Origin of the sequence: Streptomyces sp. NPDC001292, assembly GCF_042896465.1 — a bacterium.
In the GTDB taxonomy this organism is placed as follows: Bacteria; Actinomycetota; Actinomycetes; order Streptomycetales; family Streptomycetaceae; genus Streptomyces.
This window is the reverse complement of the sequence record NZ_JBIAXG010000027.1, coordinates 98,497-124,857: the sequence shown is the minus strand read 5'-3', so window position 1 is coordinate 124,857 and position 26,361 is coordinate 98,497. Positions and strand designations below refer to the sequence as shown.

19 protein-coding genes and 9 pseudogenes are annotated in these 26,361 nt (G+C 69.1%); 8 read left to right on the top strand and 20 right to left on the bottom strand.

What is annotated here, in order from left to right:
• Positions 1-116 precede the first annotated feature (116 nt).
• Positions 117-524: pseudogene (locus ACFY4A_RS26235) on the top strand (hypothetical protein); the annotation flags it as partial.
• Positions 525-793: 269 nt separating this feature from the next.
• On the opposite strand, the gene ACFY4A_RS26230 reads toward ACFY4A_RS26235, so the two are convergent.
• The 5 genes and pseudogenes from ACFY4A_RS26230 to ACFY4A_RS26210 form a co-directional block, all read right to left on the bottom strand.
• Positions 794-1,348: a dihydrofolate reductase family protein gene (locus ACFY4A_RS26230; protein WP_390831784.1), complete on the bottom strand. Its 555-nt coding sequence runs from the start codon at positions 1,346-1,348 to the stop codon at positions 794-796.
• 96 nt (positions 1,349-1,444) lie between these two features.
• Positions 1,445-2,173, bottom strand: a complete 729-nt coding sequence (locus ACFY4A_RS26225) for a helix-turn-helix domain-containing protein (RefSeq protein WP_390831783.1) — start codon at positions 2,171-2,173, stop codon at positions 1,445-1,447.
• Between the two features lie 33 nt (positions 2,174-2,206).
• Positions 2,207-2,755, bottom strand: coding sequence for a hypothetical protein (locus ACFY4A_RS26220; protein ID WP_390831782.1), 549 nt, complete (start codon positions 2,753-2,755; stop codon positions 2,207-2,209).
• A gap of 50 nt (positions 2,756-2,805) precedes the next feature.
• Positions 2,806-3,558, bottom strand: coding sequence for a S8 family serine peptidase (locus ACFY4A_RS26215; RefSeq protein WP_390831781.1), 753 nt, complete (start codon positions 3,556-3,558; stop codon positions 2,806-2,808).
• Between the two features lie 197 nt (positions 3,559-3,755).
• Positions 3,756-4,241, bottom strand: a pseudogene (locus ACFY4A_RS26210) (hypothetical protein); the annotation flags it as partial.
• A gap of 160 nt (positions 4,242-4,401) precedes the next feature.
• Here ACFY4A_RS26210 and ACFY4A_RS26205 point away from each other — a divergent pair.
• The gene (locus ACFY4A_RS26205) at positions 4,402-6,099 is read left to right on the top strand and encodes a LuxR C-terminal-related transcriptional regulator (protein WP_390831780.1); all 1,698 of its coding nucleotides are present in this window, start codon (positions 4,402-4,404) and stop codon (positions 6,097-6,099) included.
• A 132-nt stretch (positions 6,100-6,231) separates the two neighbouring features.
• Here the strand turns inward: ACFY4A_RS26205 and ACFY4A_RS26200 are convergent.
• From ACFY4A_RS26200 to ACFY4A_RS26185, 4 genes and pseudogenes are all read right to left on the bottom strand, one after another.
• Positions 6,232-6,421: pseudogene (locus tag ACFY4A_RS26200) on the bottom strand (glyoxalase/bleomycin resistance/dioxygenase family protein); the annotation flags it as partial.
• Positions 6,422-6,700: 279 nt separating this feature from the next.
• A complete protein-coding gene (locus ACFY4A_RS26195; protein WP_390831779.1) occupies positions 6,701-7,708 on the bottom strand; it encodes a glycosyltransferase family 2 protein in 1,008 nt (335 codons plus the stop codon).
• A 280-nt stretch (positions 7,709-7,988) separates the two neighbouring features.
• On the bottom strand, positions 7,989-8,270 hold the full coding sequence (locus ACFY4A_RS26190; protein WP_390831778.1) for a hypothetical protein: 282 nt from the start codon (positions 8,268-8,270) through the stop codon (positions 7,989-7,991).
• Positions 8,271-8,313: 43 nt separating this feature from the next.
• On the bottom strand, positions 8,314-9,321 hold the full coding sequence (locus tag ACFY4A_RS26185) for a trypsin-like serine peptidase (RefSeq protein WP_390831777.1): 1,008 nt from the start codon (positions 9,319-9,321) through the stop codon (positions 8,314-8,316).
• A gap of 1,109 nt (positions 9,322-10,430) precedes the next feature.
• On the opposite strand from ACFY4A_RS26185, the pseudogene ACFY4A_RS26180 reads away from it, so the two are divergent.
• Positions 10,431-10,686, top strand: a pseudogene (locus tag ACFY4A_RS26180) (ISL3 family transposase); the annotation flags it as partial.
• A gap of 226 nt (positions 10,687-10,912) precedes the next feature.
• Here the strand turns inward: ACFY4A_RS26180 and ACFY4A_RS26175 are convergent.
• The 4 genes and pseudogenes from ACFY4A_RS26175 to ACFY4A_RS26160 all read right to left on the bottom strand — a co-directional run.
• Positions 10,913-15,616, bottom strand: a complete 4,704-nt coding sequence (locus ACFY4A_RS26175; RefSeq protein ID WP_390831776.1) for a PQQ-binding-like beta-propeller repeat protein — start codon at positions 15,614-15,616, stop codon at positions 10,913-10,915.
• Positions 15,617-15,644: 28 nt separating this feature from the next.
• Positions 15,645-16,895 (bottom strand): HupE/UreJ family protein, encoded by a 1,251-nt coding sequence (locus ACFY4A_RS26170; protein ID WP_390831792.1) that lies wholly within the window; start codon positions 16,893-16,895, stop codon positions 15,645-15,647.
• On the bottom strand, positions 16,892-17,110 hold the full coding sequence (locus ACFY4A_RS26165) for a hypothetical protein (protein ID WP_390831795.1): 219 nt from the start codon (positions 17,108-17,110) through the stop codon (positions 16,892-16,894). The genes ACFY4A_RS26170 and ACFY4A_RS26165 overlap by 4 nt, the downstream gene beginning before the upstream one ends.
• A gap of 55 nt (positions 17,111-17,165) precedes the next feature.
• Positions 17,166-17,285 (bottom strand): annotated as a pseudogene (locus ACFY4A_RS26160) (ABC transporter ATP-binding protein); the annotation flags it as partial.
• A gap of 83 nt (positions 17,286-17,368) precedes the next feature.
• Here ACFY4A_RS26160 and ACFY4A_RS26155 point away from each other — a divergent pair.
• The gene (locus ACFY4A_RS26155; RefSeq protein WP_390831775.1) at positions 17,369-17,599 is read left to right on the top strand and encodes a hypothetical protein; all 231 of its coding nucleotides are present in this window, start codon (positions 17,369-17,371) and stop codon (positions 17,597-17,599) included.
• 172 nt (positions 17,600-17,771) lie between these two features.
• Here the strand turns inward: ACFY4A_RS26155 and ACFY4A_RS26150 are convergent, their stop codons facing one another.
• Both ACFY4A_RS26150 and ACFY4A_RS26145 read right to left on the bottom strand, forming a co-directional pair.
• Positions 17,772-18,578, bottom strand: a complete 807-nt coding sequence (locus ACFY4A_RS26150) for a helix-turn-helix domain-containing protein (protein WP_390831791.1) — start codon at positions 18,576-18,578, stop codon at positions 17,772-17,774.
• A gap of 106 nt (positions 18,579-18,684) precedes the next feature.
• Entirely contained in the window at positions 18,685-19,494 is an 810-nt protein-coding gene (locus ACFY4A_RS26145) for an alpha/beta fold hydrolase (protein WP_390831790.1), read from the bottom strand.
• A 986-nt stretch (positions 19,495-20,480) separates the two neighbouring features.
• Here ACFY4A_RS26145 and ACFY4A_RS26140 point away from each other — a divergent pair.
• Both ACFY4A_RS26140 and ACFY4A_RS26135 read left to right on the top strand, forming a co-directional pair.
• Positions 20,481-20,726: pseudogene (locus ACFY4A_RS26140) on the top strand (IS21 family transposase); the annotation flags it as partial.
• Between the two features lie 305 nt (positions 20,727-21,031).
• Positions 21,032-21,205, top strand: a pseudogene (locus ACFY4A_RS26135) (ATP-binding protein); the annotation flags it as partial.
• On the opposite strand, the gene ACFY4A_RS26130 reads toward ACFY4A_RS26135, so the two are convergent.
• Complete coding sequence (locus ACFY4A_RS26130; protein WP_390831789.1) at positions 21,183-21,599, bottom strand: pyridoxamine 5'-phosphate oxidase family protein; 417 nt, start codon at positions 21,597-21,599, stop codon at positions 21,183-21,185. The pseudogene ACFY4A_RS26135 and the gene ACFY4A_RS26130 sit on opposite strands and share 23 nt — an antisense overlap.
• Positions 21,600-21,706: 107 nt before the next feature.
• Between ACFY4A_RS26130 and ACFY4A_RS26125 the strand changes: the two genes are divergently transcribed.
• Positions 21,707-22,078, top strand: coding sequence for a hypothetical protein (locus tag ACFY4A_RS26125; protein WP_390831774.1), 372 nt, complete (start codon positions 21,707-21,709; stop codon positions 22,076-22,078).
• Positions 22,079-22,507: 429 nt separating this feature from the next.
• Complete coding sequence (locus ACFY4A_RS26120) at positions 22,508-23,335, top strand: SAM-dependent methyltransferase (protein WP_390831773.1); 828 nt, start codon at positions 22,508-22,510, stop codon at positions 23,333-23,335.
• 83 nt (positions 23,336-23,418) lie between these two features.
• Here the strand turns inward: ACFY4A_RS26120 and ACFY4A_RS26115 are convergent.
• From ACFY4A_RS26115 to ACFY4A_RS26100, 4 genes and pseudogenes are all read right to left on the bottom strand, one after another.
• Positions 23,419-23,739, bottom strand: a pseudogene (locus ACFY4A_RS26115) (NAD(P)-dependent oxidoreductase); the annotation flags it as partial.
• 655 nt (positions 23,740-24,394) lie between these two features.
• Positions 24,395-25,572 (bottom strand): annotated as a pseudogene (locus ACFY4A_RS26110) (IS3 family transposase).
• A 70-nt stretch (positions 25,573-25,642) separates the two neighbouring features.
• On the bottom strand, positions 25,643-25,867 hold the full coding sequence (locus tag ACFY4A_RS26105) for a hypothetical protein (RefSeq protein ID WP_390831772.1): 225 nt from the start codon (positions 25,865-25,867) through the stop codon (positions 25,643-25,645).
• A gap of 231 nt (positions 25,868-26,098) precedes the next feature.
• Positions 26,099-26,236 (bottom strand): hypothetical protein, encoded by a 138-nt coding sequence (locus ACFY4A_RS26100; protein ID WP_390831771.1) that lies wholly within the window; start codon positions 26,234-26,236, stop codon positions 26,099-26,101.
• Positions 26,237-26,361: the final 125 nt, after the last annotated feature.

The window sequence follows — 26,361 nt, the reverse complement described above, 5'->3', positions numbered from 1 at the left end:
GCAGCCCCTCAACGCCCACCGGAGCGGCACCGTCAAGGGCCTGTCGGCCGACGTCGGCGCCTCCGTCACCTCCGGCGCCGTCATCTGCGAGATCAGGGACTGACCAGGCGTCACAGTCCCAGGACCAGGCCCGCTCAGCCCTCGGCACCACCCCACGCGTCCTGTCTATGCTGTCCATACGCGAAGCCTTCGCTCATGCCACCCTCGGCAACCGGGATTCCACGCACCGGGCTATCGGGGAAGCACACCGCCATTTCGAGCAGATCCACGCGAGAGACCCGGACCCGTCATGGGTGGCCTACCTCGACGAGCCGAAGCTCATCGTGGACACGGGCATCGCCCACGGCCGACTGGGCGAAGCCGCGACTGCCGAACCATTGATCGCGGATGCTCTGCGGCGGGAGGACCACACCAACCAGCGCGGCCGCGCGTTTCACGCGTTCTGGCTTGCTCGTACGCAGTTGGACCAGGGCAAGCTTGATCAGGCGTGCCACACCGCCACGCAAGCGCTGGAGCAAGGTTCGCGGTCCGGTCGGCCGCCCCAGGACCCGGCCGCAACATCAAGGCGGTGATCCCGGAAAAGGCCGACCAGGCCGCCCACCGCAAGAAGAAGGGACGCCCCGGCGGCCGCCCGGTCAGCCACGACGCCACGCTCCACAAAGATCGCAGCCGGCGGTGCGTAGACGGGGTGCGCGATCACGGTGTCGGTGGCGCTGGGGTCGACCTCGGCGGAGGCTGGTTCGCGTGGTGCGTGACCGGTCCAACCCTGGATCAAGCCCGCGCCGAGCAGCGCTCAGCGCGTCGGACGGTAGGTCGCGATGATCACTCCGCTGCTGGTCGGCTGGGCGCTCACCAGCTCCAACTTCTTCAGGGCGGCGTCGTCGGCGAACAGCTTCTTGCGGCCCTCGCCAGCCACTACCGGGTGGATCAGCAATACCAGTTCGTCCAGCAGGTCCTGCTCCAGCAGCGAACGCACCAGCGTTGGGCTGCCCGCGACGGTGATGTCCTTGCCCTCGCCCGCCTTGAGCTCCTCGATTGCGGCCGCCAAATCGCCGTTGACGAGCGTGCTGTTCGCCCAGTCCTCGACACTGTCCAGCGTGGAGGAGACGACGTACTTGGGCGAATCGTTGATCCACTTGGCGAAACCGGCGTCCTCGCCGCTAGTCACCGTCGGCCAGTACCCGGCCCACTCGGTGAAGGTCACCCGGCCCAGCAGAATCATGTCGGCCGTCTCGAGCGTCTCCCCCAGCGCCGCGCCCATCTCCTCGTCGAAAGCGAACTGCCACTCGTTCGGCGACTGGGCGACACCGTCGAGCGAGACGAACAGACCCGAAACGACCTTGCGCATGATTCCTCCGTCATGAGTTCGGGATCGTCTGCCCGGTCCCAGCCGGGACGGCCCGGTGACCAGGACAAGCCAACCCCGCCGGCTACGCCAGGAAAACTATGCGGGCATCGAGGCCGAGGTCTTGTACAGAAGCGACAGGGGCTCCGCCCTGTCCGGAGCGCTCAGCCGAGTGGCGGTCCGGCCGATGTACCGGGTCAAGGACCGCGCCAGATGCGGCTGGTCGAAGTAGCCCAGCCGGTGCACGACGTCCTGGGCCGGCGCACCCTCCTGGATCAGTACCGCCGCCTCGCGGGCGCGGTGGATCTGCCGGATGGCGCCCCGGGTGAGGCCCGTCGCCGCGACAAAGCGGCGCTGGAGGGTGCGTTCGGAGACATCGGGGGTAGCGCCGTCGAGCACAGCGGGCACGATCGGGTCGCAGTCCACGATGCCCTCACGCACCATGCGCCGTACGAACGCCTCCGCGTTGTCGTAATCGGGCGGGTGCCAAGCGGAGCCCTTCAGCCAGACGGAGCGCCGCGTCACGTCGGGTATCTCCGCGCTACTACCCACGAGCCGACTGATCGGTATGTGCGGCATCGAGGTGCCGAGGGCAAAGCTGATGCCGAAGAACGTGGCGTTCTTGGGGACGGGGGCCAGGCATGCCTTGGGTTCTGGGCCCAGTACGGCCGCCTGGACCTGACCGTGGTGCTCCCAGAAGACGAGCTCCCAGTGCGATGTCGCGATCGACGTCATCCGGCCCACTTCGTCGCTGCGGCTGCGCCATACCCGCTCGATGTACGGGAGCTCCGACGGCCGGCTCTCGATCTCCAGACCCAACCGGATCATCCCCCGTTCACCGCTGCCTGAGCCGCCAGTGTGTCACGTCGTCCGGACGGCCGGCGCGCGTGCGAGATGCGCGGGGAGGATCGGCGCGATCCGCCAGCTCGTCCTCCAAGCCCCGGCACCCGTCCATCGCGAAGGCGCTGGGTTACCACGACAAGACCTCGAGAGGACCGTCCGCCGCGCGGTGGTGCCGAAGCCGCCGAGGACCTGCCGCCGATGCTCGGGGACGTGCTCGCCGCACAGCCAGTCCGCCCAGATCCGCTTCGGGTACTTCTCGGGCTGGTCCGCGTGCAGCTTCCCGGTGACGCGCTCCAGGCCCTCGGCGTACGCCTGCGCCTCCACCGTCCGGTGGTGGAAGGTGATGCAGGTTTTCAGTTTGTGGTCCGCCATGGTCCGCAGGAGCGCGGCCAGGAGCGCCCCGAGCCGCTGCGCGGAAGCGGTCGCTCCGGCCGCTCGCCGGATGAGCTCGATCTGGCGATGCTGTGTCGGGCGTACCAGGGCCTCGCACTCGTCAGTCAGGGCAGGATCGGAGGGCTGCCCGGGCCGTACCGAGCGCTGGGAGCCCGTGGAAGGCGAGGCGGCCACCCGGGATACCCGGGTGGCCGCCCCACGCACTCGATGGAGAGCGATCCGGTTCAGCGCTTCTCCGTACCGCTCTTACGGCCCGTGCCGGCGGCCGCGCCCGCGTACTTCACGGCGGCAGCAGCGTCCGCGATGCCCCAGCCGTAGGCCGGCGAGTAGACGCCCGTCATGCCGGTGCCCGGCTGGCGGGCCGTGTCGAGCAGTGCGTCCTCGACGTTGGCCAGCGTCCGGCCCTGTGCGAAGAGCAGGGCGGCGACACCCGCCACGTGCGGCGTGGCCATGGACGTGCCAGCGTAGTAGTCGTAGTCCTTCTGGCCGCAGGACGCGGATCCGGTGCCGACCGGCACGGTGGACACGATGTCGTCCTTGCACGAGGTCAGTCCCGCGCCCCCTGGAGCGGCGACGGCCTTCAGGTCGGGCTTGTTCGGCAGTTCGGAGAACCAGCTCTTCAGCTCGTTGCGGTCGGTCGAAGCCACACAGATGGCGCCGGGCTCCCACGCCGGGGTGTTGCAGACCGCGGTGGCCGAGTTCCCGGCGGCGACGATGACCGAGGTGCCCTGGGCGTTGGCATACTTGATCGCTTCGGTCACCGACGACTCCAGGCCGGTGAGGGTGATGACCTGCGTTCCCGCGAGCCCGCCGAGGCTCATGTTGATCACGTCGGCGCCGTGGTCCACCGACCACCGTATGCCGGCGGCGATGTCCTCGAAGGTGCCGCTGCCGTCCTCGAGCACCTTGACCGGCATGATCTTGGCGTTCGGCGCGACTCCGGCGACACCGGTGCCGTTGTTGGCGACGGCGGCCACAGTGCCGGCGACGTGGGTGCCGTGCTCGTCGCCGGCCCGGCCGCGAACACCTGGTAGCCGGCCTGGGTCTCACCCGTCGGCTTAGGGACGAAGTTGGATGTAGGGGACAGTGACGACACGACGGCGGTGAGTGCGTCGGCCGGGGACTTGTCGAACCCGGCGAGCATGCCGCCACTCCGTACCGGGTCGCCGGCGTAGGACAGCACCCGGCCGTCCTTGGCCACGGTCACCGTCATCACGCCGCCGTACGCGGCCTCGACGCCGTCGAACGTCTGCGTGAAACTCACCACCCGGGCGCCGATGCCGGGAAGTTCGTGGTTGCGCCGCACCGCAAGCGCCTCGACGTCCGCGGCCGACAGGCCGAACGCCGCGCGGTGTTCCTGCAGCCAGCCCCTCGCGATCGCGAGCGCCTCGCCGGACTGAGGGCCGGTGAGATATCCGCCGGGCGCACGCACGGTCCGCGGCGTGCCGTAGATGGCGTTCCAGGTGATTTCCGGCGATGTATCTCCTGGGGTGGATCTCAGCAGCGCCGCCACGGCCGCGAGCTGCTCTTCGGTGGGTGGCAGGGCCGGCAGGTCGCGCCGTACGTCGGTGGACTCGCGCGGGATGTCACCGGCGACGGCCAGCGCCGGGCCGGACGGCTGGTCATCGGTCGCGGCGCCGACGACCGTCGGTGTCGCCATCAGCGCGGCGGTGAGCGCGGACACGACCAACTTGCGGGATGCGTTCATAGGCAGTCCTCGGCTGGAAGAGAGGCGACGGCCGCGGTTCCGTCGACGGAAATGAAAGCTTCGGCTCCGCCCCCTGGCCAATCCAAGAACTGCACCTATTCTTGCTCGCACCATGAGCGACAACGTGTCCGGTGCCCGGCCCCCGCTCCTTCCGGGCCAGCCCCATGCGTCCTTCGCCGAGAACGTGTCGGCCGCCGTCCAGGAACACGTACGGCACGCCGAATTGGCCGCGCTCCGCGGCCGGGCCGACCTCGGTTTCGAAGCGCTGCACTGGTCCCTAGTGTCGCTGCCTCCGCTCGCCGACGACGACCGGATCGCCCTGGCCGAGATGGTCTCCATGCTCACCCGCTGGGGAGCACCCGGCCCCGCCCCCTGGACGCTCCTCGACGACCTGGCCGCCGCATGCCACACCCCCCGCGCACGCGGTGCCGTGCTCCTCGCACAGGCACGCGCCGCCTGGGGAAAGGCGATAACCGAGTACGGCACCCGGGCCCTCTTCGAGTTCACCGCGGCAGGAGACATCGGAGGACAGGCCCTCGCCCTGAGCCGGATGTCCTTCCCCTCCGACGCCGGCCTCAGCCCCTCCTACCGGCGGCAGCTCGCCCGCCGGGGCCTGACCCTGGCTCAGCAGTCCGGCGAACCATGGATCATCGCCCTCGTCGCCGGGATGCTGGCCGCCGTCGAGACCTACCAGGGACGCAAACGCGCACCCAAGCGCTGGCAACAGGCCGTCTCACTGCTGCCAGCCGACCTCGACGCGGTCACTGGGGAGATCGCCGCGCTGAACTATCTGAACTGGGCGCTGACCTCCGCGTACGTCGGCGACTACCCGACCGCCCTGGAGGCCGTCGCCCGCGGGCGGGTGGTGGGCCGGGGCCCCTGGGTCAACAAGTTCGCCGCGATCGAGGCGCTCGTACGGCACCGTACGGGACACCTGGACGCCGCGAGAGAGCAGGCCGCCGTCGCGATGGCAGGCGCCGCACCGGGCATACGGGAACTCGGCGCGGCCGTCGCCGCCGCGGTGACATTCGAGACGGCCCGCCGCCTCCAGCACGACGACCTCGAGGCGGTCGTCACGGTCGCGTACGCGACCTCGCCCCCGTGCGGGGCGAGCGCGGCGGCGACCCTCGCGTACACACGCCATGCGCGCCGCGAGCCGCGCCCGGCGCGCGGGCTGCCCCGGATCCTGCAGAAGGCGCGCGAGGCCGAGCACCACTTCGGCTGGGAGGACGCCCTGCTCGCGCTGAGCGAGATCGCACCCGACGCGGCGCGGGACGAGGCCGCCGCCATGTCCCGGCTCTGGTCGCCGTATCCGCGCGCCGCCGCGATTCGTTCAATCGTCGAGGGACACCTCGCGGGCAAGCGGGGCTGGGCATCTCTAATCGAGGGCGCGGACGCCCTCGCCGAGATGGGCGAGCCGATCACCGCAGGCCGCGCCTACCACGCAGCCGCGAAGGTGGCACCCTCTCCGGCCGAACGGGCCCGCGCCCGCGACCGCGCCGCCGAGCTCCTCACCACGGCGGGAGCCGACAGATCACTCGCTGCGCTCGCCCGTAACCGCTCACTGCACCGCGGCCTGCTGCATGTACCGGAAAACCAGCGCCACCATGTGAACGCCGGGCTCACCCCCCGTGAGCGCGACGTCGCACTGCTCGCGGCCCAGGGGCTCACCGCGGTGGAGATCGCCGACCATCTGGGCATCACAGTCGGCACCGCGCGCAACTACGTCATGAACGTCCGCCGGAAGTTCGGCTCGGTACCCAAGCGACGCCTGGCGCTGGTACTCGGCATCGTCGACGAGCTCGACTGAACTCGGCAGCACGAACGCGCACCGGGTTGTGGCGCGGACCGGCAGTCGGGCGTTCAAGCTGCGGCGCGGGGCCGCGATCGGTCCCCCGTTCCGGTCGCGGTCTCGCCGATGTGCAGATGGGGCATGGGCGGGTCAGCGGCCGGCCGCGGACGCCGGACCGGAGCGGCAGGTACTGCCCTTCTTCACGGCCATGGTGTCGGCGTTCGCCTTGACGATGTACACCTCCCGCGGCTCCTGGCCCGGGCCGTGGACCCAAACCTTGTCCTGGAGGGCGTAGCAACAGGTGGTTGTCATTCTCCTCGGTGGTGGCGGGTCCCGCCTTGCCCCTCCCTTCATAGCGTGAAAGACCGTGACTGCATGGGAAGTTGGGGTGGGATCCACTCTGACACAGGGCGTCGCCGCCGACAAAGTCGGAGCCACCGCTTGCACCAGGGACCCCGCTGACCACCCGCCTGAAGCGGGTCCCGGCCAGCCAGCGGACTCGAAGAACCGCCGCTCACCATCCGCCATGACGTGGGCAGCAGTCCCGGCGGTGCAGGGTGCGGTACACGCGGCGCCGCTGTGTCGGCGGCAGTAACGGTCGAGGTCACCCAGCCTGGAGCTACCGTCCACGGACGGCAGCGCCCCGGGAGACGAAACTCCGCGCGCGGTGAGGGAGACTGGCGGCCTCCAGCGCACTGTATCTCCCGCTTGCCACGAGTTGGAACTTGACACCCTCCCGACCTTCGGGGTGCTCGTAGCCGTCGGGGAGGAACCGCCGGTAGTGCTCGCTGGCGCGTTCGAAGAACTGCGGGCGCTCGGAGCGGGAGAGACATCCCTCGAGATTGAGAAGGAAGAGGTAGTGACGAATCATACGAGTGAAGAGAAAGGGAGCCACAACGTCCAGGGCGTCGCGCTCCTCGAGCAAGTCGAAGCTCTCTTCGTACCGGCCGAAGACGTCGAAGTGGGTGCCGTCCGGTGAGCCTGCGGGGTGTTGAGTGTGCCGACGGCGGATCTGGACGCAGTTCCATTTCAGGACGCCGACCCGATCGGCGGCGAGCATGGCGCGGTGGACGACTGTGACCTCCTCGTGGAGACCGTCAGGGAACGCGAGTTCCTGCCGGATCCACAAGTCGCGGCGGACCAAACGGTCCCAGGAGTAGGCGGGAGCACCGAACAACTCGGGCTGGTCGATCAAGGCGAAGGGCTCACGTCCCTGCCGGGCAAGCAGGCTGGCGGCGGCACCGGGCCATGAGCGGCCGCGATGGAGGCGAGTGTGCCCGAAGAGAAGAACATCCGGCTCGTCTGCCGATTGCAGCTGATCGGCCATCGCCTGAAGCGTTTCGCCCCCGATGATGTGATCGCTGTCCAGGAACAGCAGGTAGTCACCGGCAGCTCGCTCCGCCCCCGCGTTGCGTATCCGGCCGATGCCGACGACGCCCCTCAGCTGCACGACCGAGACCCGCCCATCGCGCCGAGCATAGTCATCCACCAAGTCCGCAGGGCATTCAGCGGACTGGTCCAAGACCGCGACAACCTCCACGTCCCGGAAGGACTGGTTCAGTATCGAATTCAGGCAGACCTCCAGCTGTCCCTGAAGGTCGTGCGTGGCGACTATGACGCTGATCATCGGGGAAGCGAGCATAGTGATCGAACATAGGTGGACGGCTCACAGCGTGACAAGTCGCTCGGGCACCCAGTCCACGGCAACATACAAGGTTCTGCATATGCCCACACCGCCTTCGCACATCGGGCGGCGGTCATCGGCTCATCCGTATCGGCTCAGGCATCCAGGCATTCTATGTCCTCGGGTCCGTGGGGTGGATGCCGAGCCGAGGCGGAGAGGCCGGCCCCGTGGGCTCGGCCTCTCCACTCGTGGCTCTCCCGTGCTCCCGTGGCGCTCCCCTGACTCAGGGATCCACCGGCATGTCCGGAACACCGCTTTCGATGACGCAGTTCCGGTGCGGATCCACGGAGTGGGCCTGACTGTCCCCCGGGGAACCGGTACCCGGTTCCGTGGCGGTCGGGCTGCCGATGGGCGCGGAGCCGGAAGTGGAGGACGGGCAGGGCCTCTCCGGGCCGGTGCTGTCACCGGGGGTGCCCGGCGCACCGCCGCCGCCCGCGCACCCGGCGAGCGCGCACAGCAGCACCGCGGTGACGACACCGAGCGTGCCGTGTGCGTAGCGCGTCATGAGGTGTTCCGCCTTCCAGAACTGGCGTCGGCCACCACCAACGTCAGTACGTAGAGTACTTGTTGAACGCGTCGCCGACCCACGTCGCGAAGTACGGCGACCGCATCTCGGTCGGGTTGTTCTTGTCGTTGACGTTGCTGTTCACGCCGTTGACCCAGCCGCTGTAGTAGACACCGTCGTCCTTGCCGTAGATCCAGGGACCGCCGCTCGATCCGCCGGTCATGTTGCACGGCATCTTGATCTGGTCGGTGGTGAAGATGCTGCGCTGTGAGGTGGTGGCGGCACAGTAGTACTGCCACTGCCCGTCGAAGGGCGGATCCTGCGGGTAGCCCATGGCCGTCATGTAGCGGTCCTTGGGGTAGTTCCACTGGATGCCCAGGCCGCCAACGGCGTTGACCAGCTCACCGCCGGAGCTCGGGGAGGTGATGACGATGCCCAGGTCGTACCCGAAGTTCCCGCTGTTGGTCCAGCCGTTGAAGGCGACGAGGGTCTCAGCCCACCAGGTGCCGTACGGGCGGCTGCCGTGGTCGTAGTACGGCACGAACTGCCAGTTCGAGGACCACGACTTGCCGGGGCCGCCGTGGACGCAGTGGCCTGCGGTGAACACCATATTCTTGTTGGTGCTGTTGACGGCCGAGCCGGAGCAGACGTAGTCGACGCCGTTCGATCCGGTGTAGAAGACCTTGCCCACGACCTGGGTCGCGGTGACCGCCACCTTGATGCCACCGGCGCCCGTCGCGGCGCCCGCCACGGGATCGGACCCGGTCGTCGCGGGCCCGGTCGGCTTCTGTGGCGCCTGGGGAGAACCGGCGAGTCCGGTGGTGCGCCCGACAGGGTCGGCGGGGACGGCCTTCGCCATCCGCTCGGGGGTCCAGTACTCCGCGGTCCGCGCCGCCGTGCCAGCCGGAACGGCGTGCTCGACGGCCGTGGTGGGCGCGGCCTTCCTTGGGGCGTCGGTCTCCGCGGCCTGGGCGGCAGGGGGTAAGAGGAGGAGTGCTGCCGCGGCGGCGATGCCCGCGGCGAACGAACGTCTGCGACGTATGCCGAACACGTGATACCTCAATCTCCGTTGCTGGCATGGACACGCAATGCTCAGCCGGAGCGCGACGATCCGTCAACGGAGAGTGAGAGGAATGGCCGGGTCAGGGGTCTTGCCAACCAGCCGGTCACTATGCGGCGCGCACCGCGCGCCGCTCGGTGATTACGCGGCCCGCGTCGACTCCACCCTCGTGGCCTGCCTCCCGACTCAACACGCTGCTGCAGGCGGCCCGCCCGTACGAGACCACCGCGCTCAACGAGGAACGGAACCGGGCGAAGGATCTCGCCGCCGCGCGTCCGGGCTTCCGCCACCGCCTCGGCCCCGATGCCGCCCCGACTCCTGCCGGCTGAGCGGGGCAGGGCCAGGCGGTCCAGCCGTTCGTAGAGAGCCCGCACAGGTCGGCACCATCGCCCACCGAAGTGCCGTCGGACACGCCCACGCACTCCTCAACAACCTGGCAGACGGCGGGATCGGCCTCGTACAGTCCGCGTCGCTGCTCATCAGTGACCTGTTCCAGCACGACGGGCTCGCCGAGCCCGCTCAGATCAGCCGCGACGGCACCATCATGGCGAGCAGTTGGTCCGAAGCCGAACGTGTGCGCATCGCCGGCTGGGCGCAACAGGCTTCCGTTCCTGTGGCCTGAACCAGGAGTCGACGGCTGGTCGTCTGGCCCCGCCGCTCACGCGGCGGGGCCAGAACTCGAAGATCTTCATGAGCCTTCTAGCGGTGGTTTGTTAGATCGGGCAGTAGAGATCGAGGGGTCTGCCGCTGCCGACGGTGTTGATCAGTTCCTGGAGTGCTGGGGGCGGGGGCTTCGTCGACCATGCCCACCAGTAGCGTTGCAGCGTGGCCCAGGGCGTCAGCCAGCCACGGACGGCCCGGAGTGCTTGGGGCCAGGAGGCCGGTTGGGGCTGCTGGGACCCCGGTTCTCCCCCTCTCTAACGGGCCTGGCAGTGCGTCAGGCCCGGGTGATGGATCGGCTGGAGTGAGTGAGGGCGGGGCGAACCAGGTGTTCCAGCAGAAGCTGAACGCGCAGTTCACGAGGGATTGGTGGCGCCGGATGGCGGTGTGGGAGCGGACCTGGAAGTCAGCCCAGCCGAGTTCATCCTTGACCTGTTTCCCTACTCAAACCCACTACGGGCAACGATCGCCAGCTCACCAAGTGGATCGCCACCGCACGGGCCGCCGCCCTGCCCCACCTGCACGGTTTCGCCAACGGCCTCGTACTCGACCGGCCTCATCGGGGGCGCCGGCCTCACCCTGCCCTACCACAACGGCCGAACCGAAGGTGTCAGCACCCGCACCAAACGGATCATGAGGCAAATGCACGGACGTGCCGGATTCGATCTCCTCCGCCACCGCATCCTGCTCCCTTGACGGGCACTCAGCGTTACCACCGACTACGTGACAGACACGTTCGTTTGACAGACCCCCTCGGCGTGGGAACGCCGCTGGCCGCGGGGCAGTCAATCACGATCGGCCCGCGCACCGTCGTGGTGATGCAGTCCACCTGACGCGACCCGCCGCATTGTTCTGGCGGCTCGGCGCACGGGGCCGGCCCGGTGGAGTCCGGGCCGGCCCCGTGTGGTGGGGCGGGTGTGCGTTACGGCGCGGGAACGCCGTCGAGGATGCCCACCGCGTCGGTGCCCGGGGTCACGACGAGCTTGCGGGTGAGGGTGTAGGAGCCGCCCGCCGGCACGTCGACGTTGAACCGACTCATCACCCAGTTGCCGGCGGCGTACACATCGAAGGCGCTCGCGGGCGTCCCGTAGACCAGGCCGAAGACCTGCGGGTCGGTGCCGGTCATGCCGATGTACGGCTTGGTCGGTGTGTAGGCCGCGGTCGCGCCGGGCGCCACCACGCCGGCGCCCGGGATGATGCTGGCCTGGCCCGCGGCGTCGTGGTCCATGGCGTCTCCGGTCCACACGTTGAGCGGGTCGGAGCCGGTGTTGCGCAGTTCCGTCGTCACCGTGGCGTAGGTGTCGCCCGGCCTCAGCGTGTAGGTGGTGGTCGCGGTCAAACCGGTGAAGCCCTTGACCGGACCCGACACGCGGACGACCGCCTGGTCGCCGGTCGCCTGCACGATCTCGACCTTGTCCGCGGCGACAGTCCGGACCTCCCACGCGTTGTCGCCGGTCGGCTGGGTGGCCGAGACGTAGGGCAGGTTGATCCAGTCGAACTGGTCGGCCATGCCGCGTACGGCGATGTCGACCGGCTTTCCGCGGGTGTCGCCGCTGAGCTGGCTGTCGTTGTAGGCGTCGGCGATCGCCATCGAGAACTTGTCGTTCTCGAGCATGACGTCGCCGTAGCCGGCCTCGACCAGACCGGAGCCGATCCGCTTGCCGTAGCTCGCCTCGACCGTGACCGGAGCGAGCGTGACGTCGGCGGTGCCGTTGCCCGTCTCCGGGACGGCCACCCAGCCGGCGGCCGAAGCGAAGCCCAGAGCGGTGACCTTGACGTCGTACGCGCCGGCCGGAGCCTTGACGGCGTACTTGCCCGCGGCGTCGGTGGTGGTCGAGGCGACGACCTTGCCGGCCCGCTCGAGGGCGACCCGGGCGTTGGCGACCAGAGCACCGGCCGAGGTGATGGTGCCGGCGGCGCGCGAGGCGTCCGGGACGGCCGGGTCGTGCAGGTCGAGCTCGTCGACCCACTGCGCGAGGTTGCGCGTGGGGTCGCCACCCGCGGTCGCGTAGTCGGTCAGGTGGTAGAAGCTGAACTGCTTGGACGCGCCCGCGGCGAGGGAGGCGTCGTAGTACAGACCCTCGACGTAGCCGAAGGCGCCGACGGCGTACGGCGTGTCCTGTGCCCAGGCGAGCGCATGCGCCGGCTGGCCGTTGGTCGTCGCCGTGTCAGCACCGACGTAGACGAACGGCGCGGTCCAACCCGAGGTCTTGAAGCCCGGGTTGGTGCCGGCGACGCCGGGGATCCGGCCGTTGTCGACGGAGCTGTCCGGGTCGATCATGTAGTTGAAGTAGCCCTTGTAATCGGTCGTGCCGGTGTTGGTCAGGTTGACCGTCATCTTCACGCCCGGCGCGCCGGGCAGGGTCTCGTAGCGGACCTGGGCCTGGACGGCCTTGTTCGCGCGGTAGGCACCCTTGCCGACCACCGCAGCGCCGTCGACGGCGAGCTCCGGGAAGTCGATCTGGTCGTTCGGGCGGTCCCACGAGTCCTTCGTGCCGTTGAGGTCCGGACGCAGCAGCATCTCGCCCCAGTCGAGCGTCTCGGCGCCGTTGGCGTCGTTCAGCATGAGGTCCGCCAGGGCACCCTGGCCGAGACCACCCACGCCGTTGTTGCCCGCGGTGTACGGCGTCACGGACGCCCGGATCTTGTCGTTGGCCAGGTAGTAGTACTTATTGCCGGTGACGACGTCGGTGCGGGTGCTGCCGTTGCCGTAGTCGGGCGCGAAGGTCGAGACACCGGCCACCGGACGGGTGACCTTGATCAGCTGGAGGTCAGCAGTGGAGTTGCCGACCTCCCCGACCTCGACGGTGCGGGAGGAGCGCTCGTCGGCGATCAGCCCGCGCTTGGCGGCCGTGACGGTCCAGCTCGCCGCCGGCAGGCCTAGCTTGTAGCTGCCCTGGGCGTCGGTGCTGGTGACGGTGGTCTCCTGGCCGGACGCCGTCGCGGTGACCTTGGCGCCCGCGATCGGGGCGCCGGTCTCCGGGTCGGTGACGGTGCCGGTCACGATCGCCCAGCGCTGGGCGGCCTGACCGCCGGGGACGTAGGCGTAGAGGTTGCCGTCCCAGGCGCCCGCGACGACGGTGTTGCCGCTGACGGCGGGGCCGGCGCCGACCCAGGTGCCGATCTCGTGGCTCCACAGCGGCTGACCGGTGTCGGCCGCGAGGGCGTAGAACTTGCCGTTGTTGGCGCCGACGAACACGGTGTCACCCGCGACGACAGGGCTGGACATGACGCCGCCGTGGTAGATGTCGCCGGGCAGGACCCGGTCCCAGATCACGTTGCCGGTCTTGGCGTCGAGGGCCGCGACCGCGCCGGTCGGGAAGCCCATGTAGACGACGCCGTCCTTGACGGCCGCGGCGCTCGGGGTCGAGCCGCTCGAGACCAGCGAGCTGTGCGGCGACTTGTAGGTCCACAACGTCTCGCCGGTCTTGGCGTCACGGGCGGCGATGCCGTTGTTGGCGCCGATGAAGACCTTGCCCTCGGCGGCGGTCGGTACGCCGTCCTGCCAGCTGCCCAGCGACTCGGTGCCGGTCCACTTGCGGGCGCCGGTGGCCAGGTCGTAGGCGAGCACGCGGTCGGCGGTCTGGTTGCCGACGTACACGGTGCCGTCCATGACGGCCGGGGTGCCGTCGCTCATCTGGCTGCCCGACATCGGCGAGGCCCAGATCTCCTTGCCGGTCTGGGTGTCGAGAGCCTTGAGGACGCCCTGGCTGCCGATGCCGTAGCGGGTCTGGTACGGCCAGAGCACGGTGTGGCCGGAGACGGCCGGCGAGTAGTAGCCGTACGTGCGCTGGTTGTTGGGGGCCGGAGCCTGCTCCGGCACGGCCTTCCAGCGGAGCTCGCCGGTGACGGCGTCGACGGCGTACAGCTCCGACCCGAGGGTCGGGGCGTAGATCATGCCGTCGCCGTAGGCGAGGCTGCCGTGGATCGACTGCGGCACCTCGAAGCTCCACAGCTCCTTGCCGTTCTTGAGCTGGACGGCGTGGATCTTGGAGTTGCCGTCGCCGTTCTCGTCCCGGGTGCCGGCGTAGACGACGCCGTCGTGGATGACGGGCGAGCCGGTGAGGAAGGTGCCGTCGGTGCGGAAGCTCCACGCGAGGCGGCGGCCCGGCTCCTGCGCGGCCGCGACGCCGGTATGCCCCTCGTTGCCGTGGTGCTGGTCCCAGTCGTCGCCGGCGACCGCCTGGAGGGCGGGCTCGTCGGTGAGGGTGAAGTCGGCCGACTTGGTCCAGGTCTTGCCGGCGGCGTCGACGACCTTCACCTCGAGGGTGTGCTTGCCGACGGTCTGCAGGTTCTCCGGCAGGTTGCTCTGCCAGGTGAACTCACCGCTGTCGTGCAGCGGCATCCACCGCTTGCTGTTGTCGATGCGGTAGCGCGCCGAGACGACCTTGTCGCCGGTGTCGTAGGCGTTGATCTGGATGCCCGGGAAGCCGGCGGCCGGGACGGCCGTGCCGGGGGCGGGGGTGACGATCGTGAGGTGCTCGTTCTCGCCGTACATCCGGAACGGGTTGTCGAAGCCGGGGCCGGCCATGTGGATGTAGCGGAAGCCGCGCGGCGCGTTGTCGATGGTGTACGAGCTCGACACGGTCTGGATGTGCTTGGCGGTCGAGGCGAAGGCCGATTTGTTCTCGACGTGGTTGGAGTGCTCGTGGCCAACCAGGATCAGCTGGGCGTTGTACTTCTCGAGCACGTCACCGAAGGCGTCATACGTCGACGGCGAGCCGAACGGGACGTTCATCGGCTGGTGCGTCAGGACGACGACCTCGATGTCGTTGGTCGGGTCGGTGTCGACCGGGACGTTGGCGGCGAGGTCGTCCTTCAGCCAGTTGAGCTCTTCGTCGAACGGCGCCGAGCCGTTGTTCTCGAGGACGACGAAGTGGCGGTTGCCGTAGTTGAAGGAGTACCACTCCGGGCCGACGTTCTTGCGGTAGTTGTCGATCCGGGCGGCGTAGCCGGAGCCGCTGGCGTACTCGTGGTTGCCGACGGCCGGCCACACGCCGACGGCCGACTGTTGGGTGCCGCGACGATACGTGTCGAACTGCCCCTGGCTGGCGTCGTTGGTGAGGTCGCCGCTGACCGCGATGAAGCGCAGGTCGGTGCCGGTGGAGTTGATCTCGCGGATCTGGTCGGGCAGCTGTGCGTTGACGTGCGGGTCGGCGATGTTGGCCCAGGAGAAGGTGTCGCCGTCGGAGAGGCTGTCACGGACGAGCGCGAAGTCCGCGGTCGGCGTGGCGTCGTCGGCGAGCTCGCCGAGGTTGGCCCAGAACTTTGGCTCCTTGTACTGGTCCAAGCCGAACCGGTAGCCCCGCGGCTGGCCGGCCCACACGATGTCCGTCTTGCGACGGTCGGTGGAGATCGTCAGCGAGTAGGAGCCGTCGGCGGCGGTAGTGGTGGCGACCTTGCCGTCGGAGATGCGCACGCCGGCCAGGCCGACCTCGTCGGGGTTGCGCTGGCCGTCGTCGTTGGCGTCGACGTACACGACGCCGTTGACGGTGGCCTCCGGCGGGTCGATGGCTTGCGCCGCGTACGACGTGAGCGGGCCCGCCACGACGCTGGCGGCGAGCCCCAGCATGGTGGTGTGCAGGGCGACGCGCAGGCGCGCGCGTGTCCAGGTGAACGCGGACATCGGGGTCCTTCGGGGTGGGATGTGGGTGTTAAGTCTGGAGCGGCGAGCGTTCGACGAACCAGACCAGACCGGCACCGGCGACGGCGACGGTCGCCGCTACGGTGCCGAGCGTGAGGGCGCGAGCGGCGACCGGCGTGGTCGCGGCCATGCGCAGGAACAGCAGCGCTGGGAAGGTGAGCGCGATGATCGTCAACTGGGCGAGTTCGATGCCGACGTTGAAGGAGACCAGGTCGGCCAGCGTCGAGGCCGACAGCGGCCCATCGACGCTGAGCGCGCCCGCGAAGCCGAGCCCGTGCAGCAGCCCGAAGCCGAAGACCACGGGCAGCCGGTGGCTCGTCCTCGGCGAGAGCAGGTTGTCGAGCGCGACGAACGCGATCGACAGCGCGATGAGCGGCTCGACGATCCACCCGGGCACGCTGACCCAGCCGATCGCGGCCAGCACCAGGGTCACCGAGTGCGCGACCGTGAAGGCCGTGGCGACCTCGACGACGTCGCGCAGCCGCTTCGCGCCCAGCAACAGCGCCAGCAGGAACAGCACGTGGTCGAGCCCGAAGAGCAGGTGCTCCGCCCCGAGCCGGACGAACCGCGGGATCTCGCTGAGCAGGTCGGTGCGCCCCACCGTGACGCTGGTGCGGGCGGTGTCGAGCAACGTCGAACCGCGGCGGCCGTCGATGTCGTGGGCCACCATCGTGGTGGTGTCGTCGATGACGCCGTCAGAGGCGCGGAAGATGTCGCTGCGGACGGTGAGCGCGCCGGACGCCGGGCAGTCGTAGGCGAGCGCGACCCGCACCGCGCCGGAGTCGGCGAGTTCGACGCGGGCGTCGTCCTCAGCGGTGCACCCGATCGAGCCGCGGCTCAACCGCAGCCGCCCGCCGACGTACGCCGCCACGTCGCTCGCGTGCGCGTCCAGCGAACTGCGCCGCACCTCGGTCGGCACCTCGGCGGCCGCGCCGTCCACGCCGACCGCGTCCGGGCTCAGGGCACCGTCGAGACTCAGCAGCCGGGCGAGGACGTCGTACTCCACGTCGACGACAGCCGCGACGCCGTCGCCCTGGCTGCGGAGGTCGACCGCGACCGAGGTCGCGCGGACGTGCGCCTGCGCCGGAGCGGCGACGAACAGGGCGGGAGCGATACAGCAGGCGAGGACCAGCAGGCGGATCCGCCACTGGGAGACGAGCTTGACGAGCTCGAAGCGACAGGCGCGGGTGAGGGGGACGCGAGCGCCCCTGGTCACCTGCTCGTGTTCCTCTTCCCGGCTCTGGGTGAGGGTCGCGGTCATCGGCCGGCCTCCTGCTGCTGCTCGGTGAGGGCGAGGAACGCGGCTTCGAGCGGAGACACCACGGGAGTGAACTCGCGCAGCGAGACGCCCTCCTCCACGAGCCGCACCACGAGGTCGTCCAGGGCGGGCACCAGGGCGCGTACGACGAGCAGTCCGGCGTCCTGCCGTACCCCGGCGTCCTCGACGACCCGGACACCCGGAGCGCCGTCGGCCACCGGCAACCGAGAGCCCCAGCAGAAGGCCGAGCAGGGTCGTCTCCCCAGCGCCGTTCGGTCCGACCAGGCCGTGGATCTGCCCCTGCGTCACATCGAGGTCGATGTCGTCGAGGGCGACGACGTCACCGAAACTCTTCGTGATGCCGCGAGCCCGGATTGCGAGAGGTTGTTCCATGGGCCCCTTCCTTACAAAAGCTTTAAGGACCCTAGGGACTGCCCACGCTGCTCAGGGGGTGGGGAGTTGAATGTTGAGGGAACGTGAAACGACTTGGCGTTCGCGACGTCGCTGGGCGGGCGGGAGTCGCGCCTGTTTCGACCAGCACCCTTTGCGACTATTTCGACTCCAGTATCTACCGGGCACTCGCCGAGCACGCCAAGCGCGAGGCGTACCCCGAAGCCGTCGAGCAGGCCCACGACGACTTCGCCGCCCTCCAGGCCAGTGAGGTTCCCGGACCCCGTCCCTCTCACCCGGTCCGGGCATCACTGTGACTGCAGAGAGCTACTTGTCGGGTAGCGGTAGCTATACGAGAACAGTGCCGTTGTCGATGCTGTCCTGTCGCATTGGATCTGTCGGCTTCCCACCCGTTCTCGTTCGTACTGTCCGACTCTCATCCGGGCAAGTCCTGAGGGCGGCCGCCTGCTCCGTTCGTGGAACCTGTGCTCACCTCGCCGGGACCTGACGAAACGCAGACGGCGACGGCGGCAGGTCGGCGAACGAAGTCGGCCACGCGACGTCGTCGATCGCGAGCCACGGCGCAGCAGCTACGGCGGTGGGCGTCACCCCGGTGAACGCCTTGACCTCGCGGTGGAGGTGGGACTGGTCGACGTAGCCGCTTGCGGCCGCCACCCGAGCGGTGGCGTCACCCGCCGCGAGAAGGTGGGCGGCGTGGTCGAAGCGCACCAACTGGGCGGCGCGCTTGGGAGTGAGGCCGATCTGGGACCGGAAGCGGGACCACAGGCGCTTACGGCTCCATCCCACCTCGTTCGCCAGGCTGTCGACCCGCACCCGTCCCCGGCTGGTGAGCATCCGCCACCAGGCAGCAGCGATCTCCGGATCGAGCGGTGGGCGGGCGTCCAGCCGTCGGCCAAGGACATCCGCCGCGATCGTGAACCGTTCGTCCCACGACGTGGCGGCGCGCAGCCTGTCCTCGGCTCGCCCGGCGTCGCGACCCCAGACATCTTCCAGGGAGACCACCGTCCCGACGAGCTCGGTCGATGCGCTGAGCACTGCAGCCGCCACGACCGGCGACAACCGAATCTGGAGGCACTGGCCTGCCTCGGCCGTCCGGCCGCTGATCCGAAGGTTGCCCGGGATCAGCCCGACGACCACGCTGCCGCGTTCGCGCCGGCCGTGGGCGTTGTAGACGAGGCCGTCTCCTTCGCTCAGGTCCACGAACAGGGTGACCGATGGGTGCGCGACCATGGCGATGTCCACGAGCGCCGGGACTCGTTGACCGAACCCGGCCATGCTGATCCCGGGCAGTCGCTCTGACTGCCGCGGGATCGCGACCTCCACCGACGTCCAGTCAGGTGGTGACTCTGTGGTCCACACAGCACCAGGGTAGCGATCGGTGTCAGCGGCCTGCCGCCGCGAAGGCCAGCAGCAACTTGCTGGTCGTCTCCGGCGATTCGAACATGGGGAGGTGTCCGACGTCGGGCAGTTGCTCGACGCGCGCGTTCGGCACCGTGTCGTATTGGTGTGCCGAAGACGGATCCCAGCGGCGGTCGGCAGCGCCGAAGATCACCAGGACCGGGACGTCGAGGGCGGTGAGGCGGTCGGGCACGCTCCGCTCGGCGATGTACGCGGCGTTTCGGCGCAGCACCGTCCTCAACGTGCGATAGCCGATGCCCCGGACCTCGGCGACGAGGTCGTCCGGGACGTCCACCGGGCGGTTGCATACCGCGGTCACCCCCCTGCGGAGCATCGCGTCCGAGCGGATCGACCAGAGGAGCGGGCCCAGCGGCGGGGCAATCAGCATCCGAAGGAGGACGGGCTGCGGAAGGAGCGCGTCGGGACTCGGGCCGCTGCTGATCAGCGCGAGCGAACCAACCAGGTCAGGGCGCTGTTCGGCAAGCGCGGTGGCGATGTATCCACCGCTGGAGTGCCCGACCACGGTGACCGGACGAAGGCCGAGCCCGTCGAGCACCGCGGCCAAGCGGCCCGCCTGCTCAGGCACGTCGTACGACGGCGCGGGCGAGGACTGGCCGTGACCCGGGAGGTCGACGCGGATGACGTGATACTGGTCGGCGAGTGCCGGCACCACCGGGCTCCAGGAGCCACCCGAGAATCCCGATCCGTGGATGAGCACCAGCGGCGGCGCATGCCGCGGGCCGTAGTGGACCACATGCATCCCGTGCCAGTGCGTGACGTCGTCATGTCCCATGTACGGGACGATGCCTGCGCTGCCCGCTATCAGTCTTGTACAAATGTCCTCGCGAGGCTGACGCTCGCCGGACACCTCTGTCTCCACGGCGAGCGGGACTTCCACGAAAGCCAGGCCGTTTGAGAGCGTCAGCCATCGGAAGTCTCCAACCATCTGGCATTCATGCAGGTCAACGAGTCGCTACCTGCCACCTACACCGCGACGGGACAGATGCCTTCTTCGACCTCGCCACCGTGCGCGGCATGATCCGGCGGTCCTGGACAACTTACCGCTGGGACGAACGCCCGAACGGCCGAGCTCGGCTCCGTCGAGTCCGACGGGTTCGTCAGGCTCAATCTGGACGGGCCCCAACAGCTGGGGGTCCGCGCCGTTCCTCGTACCGGGGTTCGGCGAGGCGATCCCGTATCCGACGGGGTCCGGGACTTCGTCACGGCCCGCCGCAAGGAGATCGCAGCCCAGGCAGGAGCGCCCGTTGAGGCATTCGTAACCCGGCACAACGCTCTCGGCGCGGATGCCGAAGTCGACTTCGGGGACGTCTATGTGGACCTGGCAGGCCAGCGCACCCGCTGCTATCTGTTCGCCTTCCGCCTGGCCTACTCGGGCAAGGCAGTGCACCGCATCTCCCGGTCGTGCGGTCAGCAGGCTTCTTCGAAGGCCACGTCCACGCGCTGCACACGCTGAACGGAGTGCCGGCGGGTCAAGTCCGCTACGACAACTCCACTCCGGCTGTGAAGAAGGTGGTCTTCCACAGCCGCTCGCGGGAGGAGAACCCGCGCTGGACCGCTTTCCATGAGTACGGATCCACCCCGTTCTACTGCGAGCCGGGCCTGCGCGGCGCGCATGAGAAGGGCGGCGTCGAGGGACAGGTCGGCTACTTCCGCCGCAACTACCTCACCGCGGTGCCGCAGGTCGAGAGCCTGGAGGAACTCAACGCCAGGCTCGCCGAGTTCGAGGCGAAAGAGGACGAGCGGCGGATCGGGACCAGGATGCGGACGATCGCCCAGGACTTCGCCCGCGAGACCCGTCACCTGCTGCCGCTGCCGGACGATCCGTTCACCACCGGGATCACGCTCACGCCCCGCGTCGACCGCTACGGCCTGATCACCGTGAAGATGTGCCGGTACTCGGTCCCGGTCCGCTTCATCGACCGCAAGGTCACCGTCACTCTCACCTGCGACGACCTGACCGTCTATGACGGCCGGCGGGAGATTGCCCGACACCGGCGGCTGACCGAACGTGGTGCCGAGCACCTCGTGCTGGACCACTACCTGGAAGCCCTGCTGACCAAGCCGGGGGCACTGGACCGCTCCGAGGCCCTCCACCAGGCCCGCGCCGAGGGCACCTTCACGGCCGTCCATGAAGCCTTCTGGGCCGCCGCCAAGAAGGCCCTCGGCGACGCCGAGGGAACGAAAGCCCTGGTGAAGGTGCTGTTGTTGCACCGCCATCAGCAGCACGGCGACGTGGTGGCCGGGATCCGCGGGGCTCGCGCGGCAGGCACCTTCAATGAGGACATCATCGCGCTGGAGGCCCGCAAGGCGGCTCCTGGAGCCGGACCTTCACCGACCCACGGCTCTGCGCGGCAATCGTGGACCGCCTCACGTTCAACGCCACCATTATCGAGACCGGAACCGAGTCCTACCGCCTGGCCCGCACCAAGGCGCAGAACGACGACACCGCGAAGTGCACCGTCACGATGCCACGGAGTAGCTGAGATCTGTCGCGGTGAGCGAGGCAGGCACCATACGCAACCACGTCGTGCCTCGTTCGCTCAGATCATCGTGCAGGTAGTGCACGAAACGCTCACCCCACAGAGTCTCGTCCGCTCCCAAGTAGCGGGCAAGCTTGCGCCGTCCCCTCGGCACATCGAAGGGCACAAGCTCAGCCCGGCCCCGAGCGATCACCTGCCGGACACGCCCCGTGACGAGATCGCACTCGTCCACCACGAGGGCGACGTTCGGGTCGTCCTTCACGCGGTCGAACAGCCGGGCCCACGGGCCTGTCAAGGTCCAGAAGGCTCCCTCTTCCCAGAGGAACCAGACAGGACGCACCGTTGGCCCGCTCGTCGCGATTCGAGCGGTGAGCGGCTGCTGCAGGAAGGCGTCCACATCAAAACCTGAAGATTCCACATCGCCAATCGGACACTGCCGCGATCGCCGAGGGCATCGCGCTGATCACCGCCGCCCTGCCGCGCGGCCCGGTCGGCCCGTACCAGGTGCAGGCGGCAATCGCGGCCGTCCACGACGAGGCGCCCACCGCCGCCGAGACGGACTGGCCCCAGATCCTCGCCCTGTACGGGGTGCTCGCCCGTATCTCCGACAACCCGCTGATCCCCCTGAACCGGGCGGTCGCCACCGCCATGGTGGACGGCCCCGCCGCCGGCCTCACCATGCTCGCCGACCCGCCGCCCGCGCTCGCGGGCCACCACCGGCTGTATGCGGTCCGCGCCCATCTGCACGAACTCGCCGGAGACCGGGAGGCCGCCATCGCCGACTACCGCGCCGCTGCCCGCCGCACCACCAGCCTCCCGGAGCGGCACCACCTCAGCCTGCGCGCCGCCCGACTGGCCGCGCGACCGGGAAGGTGAGCCACCGGTCAATGCTCGGTGAGGCAGGACAGCTACTGACGTCGGCGGACCAGGTCACCTGAGATCGCAAGCGAATCGGACCAGGTCACTTGAGACAGGGACCAGATCTCTGCAGACGGGACACCGCACAACTGCTGAACTCTCGACCGCGTCAAACACGAAGACCTTCCCCATGCCCTCACGGGAGCAAGACAGTTGGACAATCTCCGCCCAGCGATCCCCTGACCCCTCGCGGATGCCGAGGCACAGGTTGGTGTGCCGTGGGCGCAGTCGGAAACCGCGGGCCGGGGCGGCAGTCCGTTCAGTCGGCGGGGGCGTCGGCGGACCGGCGGTTGCGCTTCGGGGGCTGTGAACTCTGGGCGCGTCATGGTCAGTTCACATAGGTTGGGGGTGCTGCACTGGTCATCGCCAACCACAGGAGGCTCACCCGTGTCCGAGGACATCAGTCAGGACAGCGCCGGTTTCGCGACACGTGCCCGGATCGACACGACCAAGCCGCACTCGGCGCGGTTCTGGAACTACTTCGTCGGCGGCAAGGACAACTACGAGGTCGACCGGGAGATCGGCGACGAGATCAAGGGGATCTTCCCCGGGCTGGTCGACGTGGCGCAGACCAGTCGGCAGTTCCTGGGGAGGGCCGTCCGGTACCTCGCCGGTGAGCAGAGGGTACGGCAGTTCCTGGACATCGGGACCGGACTGCCGACCGCCGACAATACGCATGAGGTGGCGCAGCGTGTCGCTCCAGACGCGCGGATCGTGTACGTCGACAACGACCCGATCGTTCTCGCCCACGCGCACGCCCTGCTCACGAGCACGCCGGAGGGCAGGACCGACTACTTGGACGCCGACCTCTACGACCCCGAAGCCGTCCTGCGGGCCGCCGCCGGGACGCTGGACCTCACCCAGCCGGTCGGCCTGGTGATCCTCAACACGCTCGGTCATGTGAGCGACTACGGGCAGGCCCGTGACCTGGTGCGCCGGCTGATGGCGGGGCTCGGGTCGGGCAGCCACCTGGTGATCAGTGACAGTACGGCGACGAGCGAGGGCATGATCGCCGCGTCCCAGGCGTACAACGCGAGTGGTGCCGTTCCGTACTACGTGCGCAGCGTCGAGGAGATCGCCGGGTTCTTCGACGGGCTGGAGCTGGTGGAGCCGGGGGTCGTGCGGGTGCCGGAGTGGCGGCCGGAGGCCACCGGGGAGCCGGGTGGGGACGGTGCCGCCGTCGACGCCTACTGCGCGGTGGGGCGCAAGAGCTAGAGCGTGTTGTGAAAGTGCTGGTCCACAGCGTCTCCTTGAGGACTGTGACCAGCACGGTCGCTTCTGTGGCGGCAAGTGGCTGGTCAGTGCACGAGCAGGTCGATCACGCCCGTCAGGTCCTCCTCTCCGCTGCCCTCGGTCAGACGCATCAGCTCGAAGTAGGGGCTGAGCAGTTCCGGGCTGACACCCTGCTCCTCGGCGGTGCTCAGGAAGGTCGGCGTGCCGGCCACCTGCATGGCGAGGTTGGAGACGACGCCCTTGGTGTAGTCGCCGCTTTGCAGCTGGTCGGCGGTCTGGTGAACTGCCGGGGCCATCGCGACGAGCCAGTCGGCGAGCAGCGGGGCGAGCGCCGCGGGGTCGATGTCCTCCTTGCGGATCAGGGCGAAGGCATGCGCGGCGCTGGCTGACCTGGCAGGTCAGCGGTCCTCGACCGAGCCGGGCCCGGTCCGCGAGCGCCTTGAGAATGCGCTGGTAGTCCACCGACAGCACCGACCAAGGCAACCCCTCACGCCACACCGGCACCTGCGACTTCGGCTTCGCCGCATCCCGAGGCTCCAGCTGAGCATCCGCATCCCGCTGATCCGGGGTGATCTCCGTGTCGGCGATTTCGCTGCCGTCCGGAGCCAGCACCGTATCGACGCGCCTGCCCAGACTGTCGCCGTGCCAGGCGCCTCAGACATCGCTCGTGGCGCGGACATGACAACAGGGGCGGTGAGCTTGCCCGTCGGCCACGCTGCTGTTGATGGTGGATCGAAGACCGGGTACGGACATCGACCATCCCTCCGCGTCGTGCTGACGCAGCCACAGACAGTAACTAACGCGCGCTGCATAAATATCGGCTGGGTTCCGGCTCACGTCAAGGTCCGCGAGCGGGCAATATGGCCCTGCCCCTGCGTGGAAGGGTGAACGATCTGTGACATCAGCCAGGCCTACCAGCGGACCACACGTCCTGCGCCGGATGAACCGTCGTGCGGTGCTCGCGGCGGTCCGGTCCGCTGCCGCCCCGGTGAGCATCGCGCTGAGCTGCCCCGAGTTTCGTAGCGGCCGGTTTGTTTGCTTTCAGGCGGCGTTCGGGGTGGCCAGGGAACGGTAGTACTCGGCCTCGAATTCCTCGGGTGGGAGGTAGTCGAGGGCGGAGTGCAGTCGCTCGGTGTTGTACCAGCCGACCCACTGGACGACGGCGCGTTCGACCTGGTCAGCGTCCCGCCACGGGCCTTGGTGCTCGATCAGCTCGGCCTTGAAGGAGCCGTTGAGGGCCTCGGCCATGGCGTTGTCGTACGAGTCGGCGACGGAGCCGACCGACGCGGTCGCACCGGCCTCCAGCAGTCGTTCGCCGTAGCGGATCGACACGTACTGCGAACCGCGGACGCTGTGATGAATCAGACCCGAGCCCTTCTTGATTCCCCTTCGCCACAAGGCCATCCCCAGGGCGTCCAGGGGGAGATCGGTGCGCATGTGGGTGGCCAGCTGCCATCCGACGATCATCCGCGAGTACACGTCCAGGACGAAGGCGACGTAGACCCAACCCGACCAGGTGCGGATGTAGGTGAGGTCGGCGACCCACAACTGGTTCGGCCGGCTCGCCTCGAAGCGGCGGTTGACCAGGTCAGGCGGTCTGGGTGCGGTCGGCTCGGGGATGGTGGTGCGGCGGCGCTGGCCGCGGATGACACCCTCCAGGCCGTCCTCGCGCATCAGGCGCTCGACGGTGCACCGCGCGGCCCGGACGCCTTCGCGACGCAGCTGGCGGTGGATGCGCCGGACCCCGTACGTCTCGCCGGATTCGGCGTGGACGCGGCGGATGTGCTCCATGAGCTGTGCGTCGCACCGGTGCCTGGCGGACTTGGGTCGCCTGCGGCGGGCGTTGTATGCCGAAACCGACAGGTCCAGTTCCCGGCACACGGGCTCGACCCCGAAGTCGTCGCGAAGGTGGTTGACCACCGCGTCGGCCTCGTGCGGGGCTGGTCGAGCTCCTTCGCGAAAAACACCGAGGCGGCTTTCAGGATCTCGTTCGCCGCCGCAACTCGGCTATTTCTTTGCGGAGTTGGGTCAGCTCGGCTCGCTCAGCGGTGGTCAGCAGTTCGGGTCGACTGCCCTGGTCGGCCTCGGCCTGGCGGACCCAGCCCCGCAGCGCTTCCTTGTGGATGCCCAGGTCCCGGGCCACGTGGGGAGGTCTGGACTTCGCGGACGGCCCGCTCACGCAGCTCATCGGGGTACTTCTGGGTACTTCCGTGGTGCAGGCATCAGACCTGTGTTCTCCCATCTGCCGAGGCGGCAATGCCTGGCTTCAGGGCCGCTACAAAATCCGGTTCAGCTCATGGCGCTGTGGGTCTGCTTGGCCTGGAGTTTGGCCTTCTTGCGGGCCTGCCAGCGCCGGTAGCGGCCCAGGCGGCGGCCGGTGTGGTTGTCCCCGTCCGAAGTGGTGGCGAGGTTGGTGATGCCCCGGTCCACCCCGAGGAAGCCCTTCGGCTCGAACCCCTCCGGCTCAGGGATGTCGAGGGTGGCGACCAGGAACAGCTTTCCGTCCCGCGCCATCAGGTCGGACTCGCCCTTGCGGTTCTCGGTGAGCTGCTTGAGCGCGGCGGGAGAGCATGCGAAGGGGACGTTCTTGATCCGGGCGATCGCGTCAGACCATCGCCTCTGGGCACCGCCAGGCCAGCGTGACAGGTGCCTCCGGGGGCCTCCACCCCGCGCGGTGGCGGGGAGGGTCCAGTTCCTGGTCCCGGCCTGATCCCGGCAGACGTGGCCCGCCCGGCAACGCCCAGGCTACGGCCATCTGGCCAACTCCTTGCCCGTCTGCTCGTCGACGAGGGTGACCCGAGCGTCGGGCAGGCTGCCGCACTCCCCCACCCAGCCGCGGAACTTGCGGTCGGCGGTCGCGCGCTCGCCCCACCAGCCGTGCATCAGCGGGCGTCCGGCTGTCCTGTGCCACCGAACCTTGATCGCGTGCCATCGAAGATTAATGGACATAACCCCTGGTCACAGGGGATCTGGCGCCGCACGGACGTCGGGCTCGGTGGTCGGCCCGT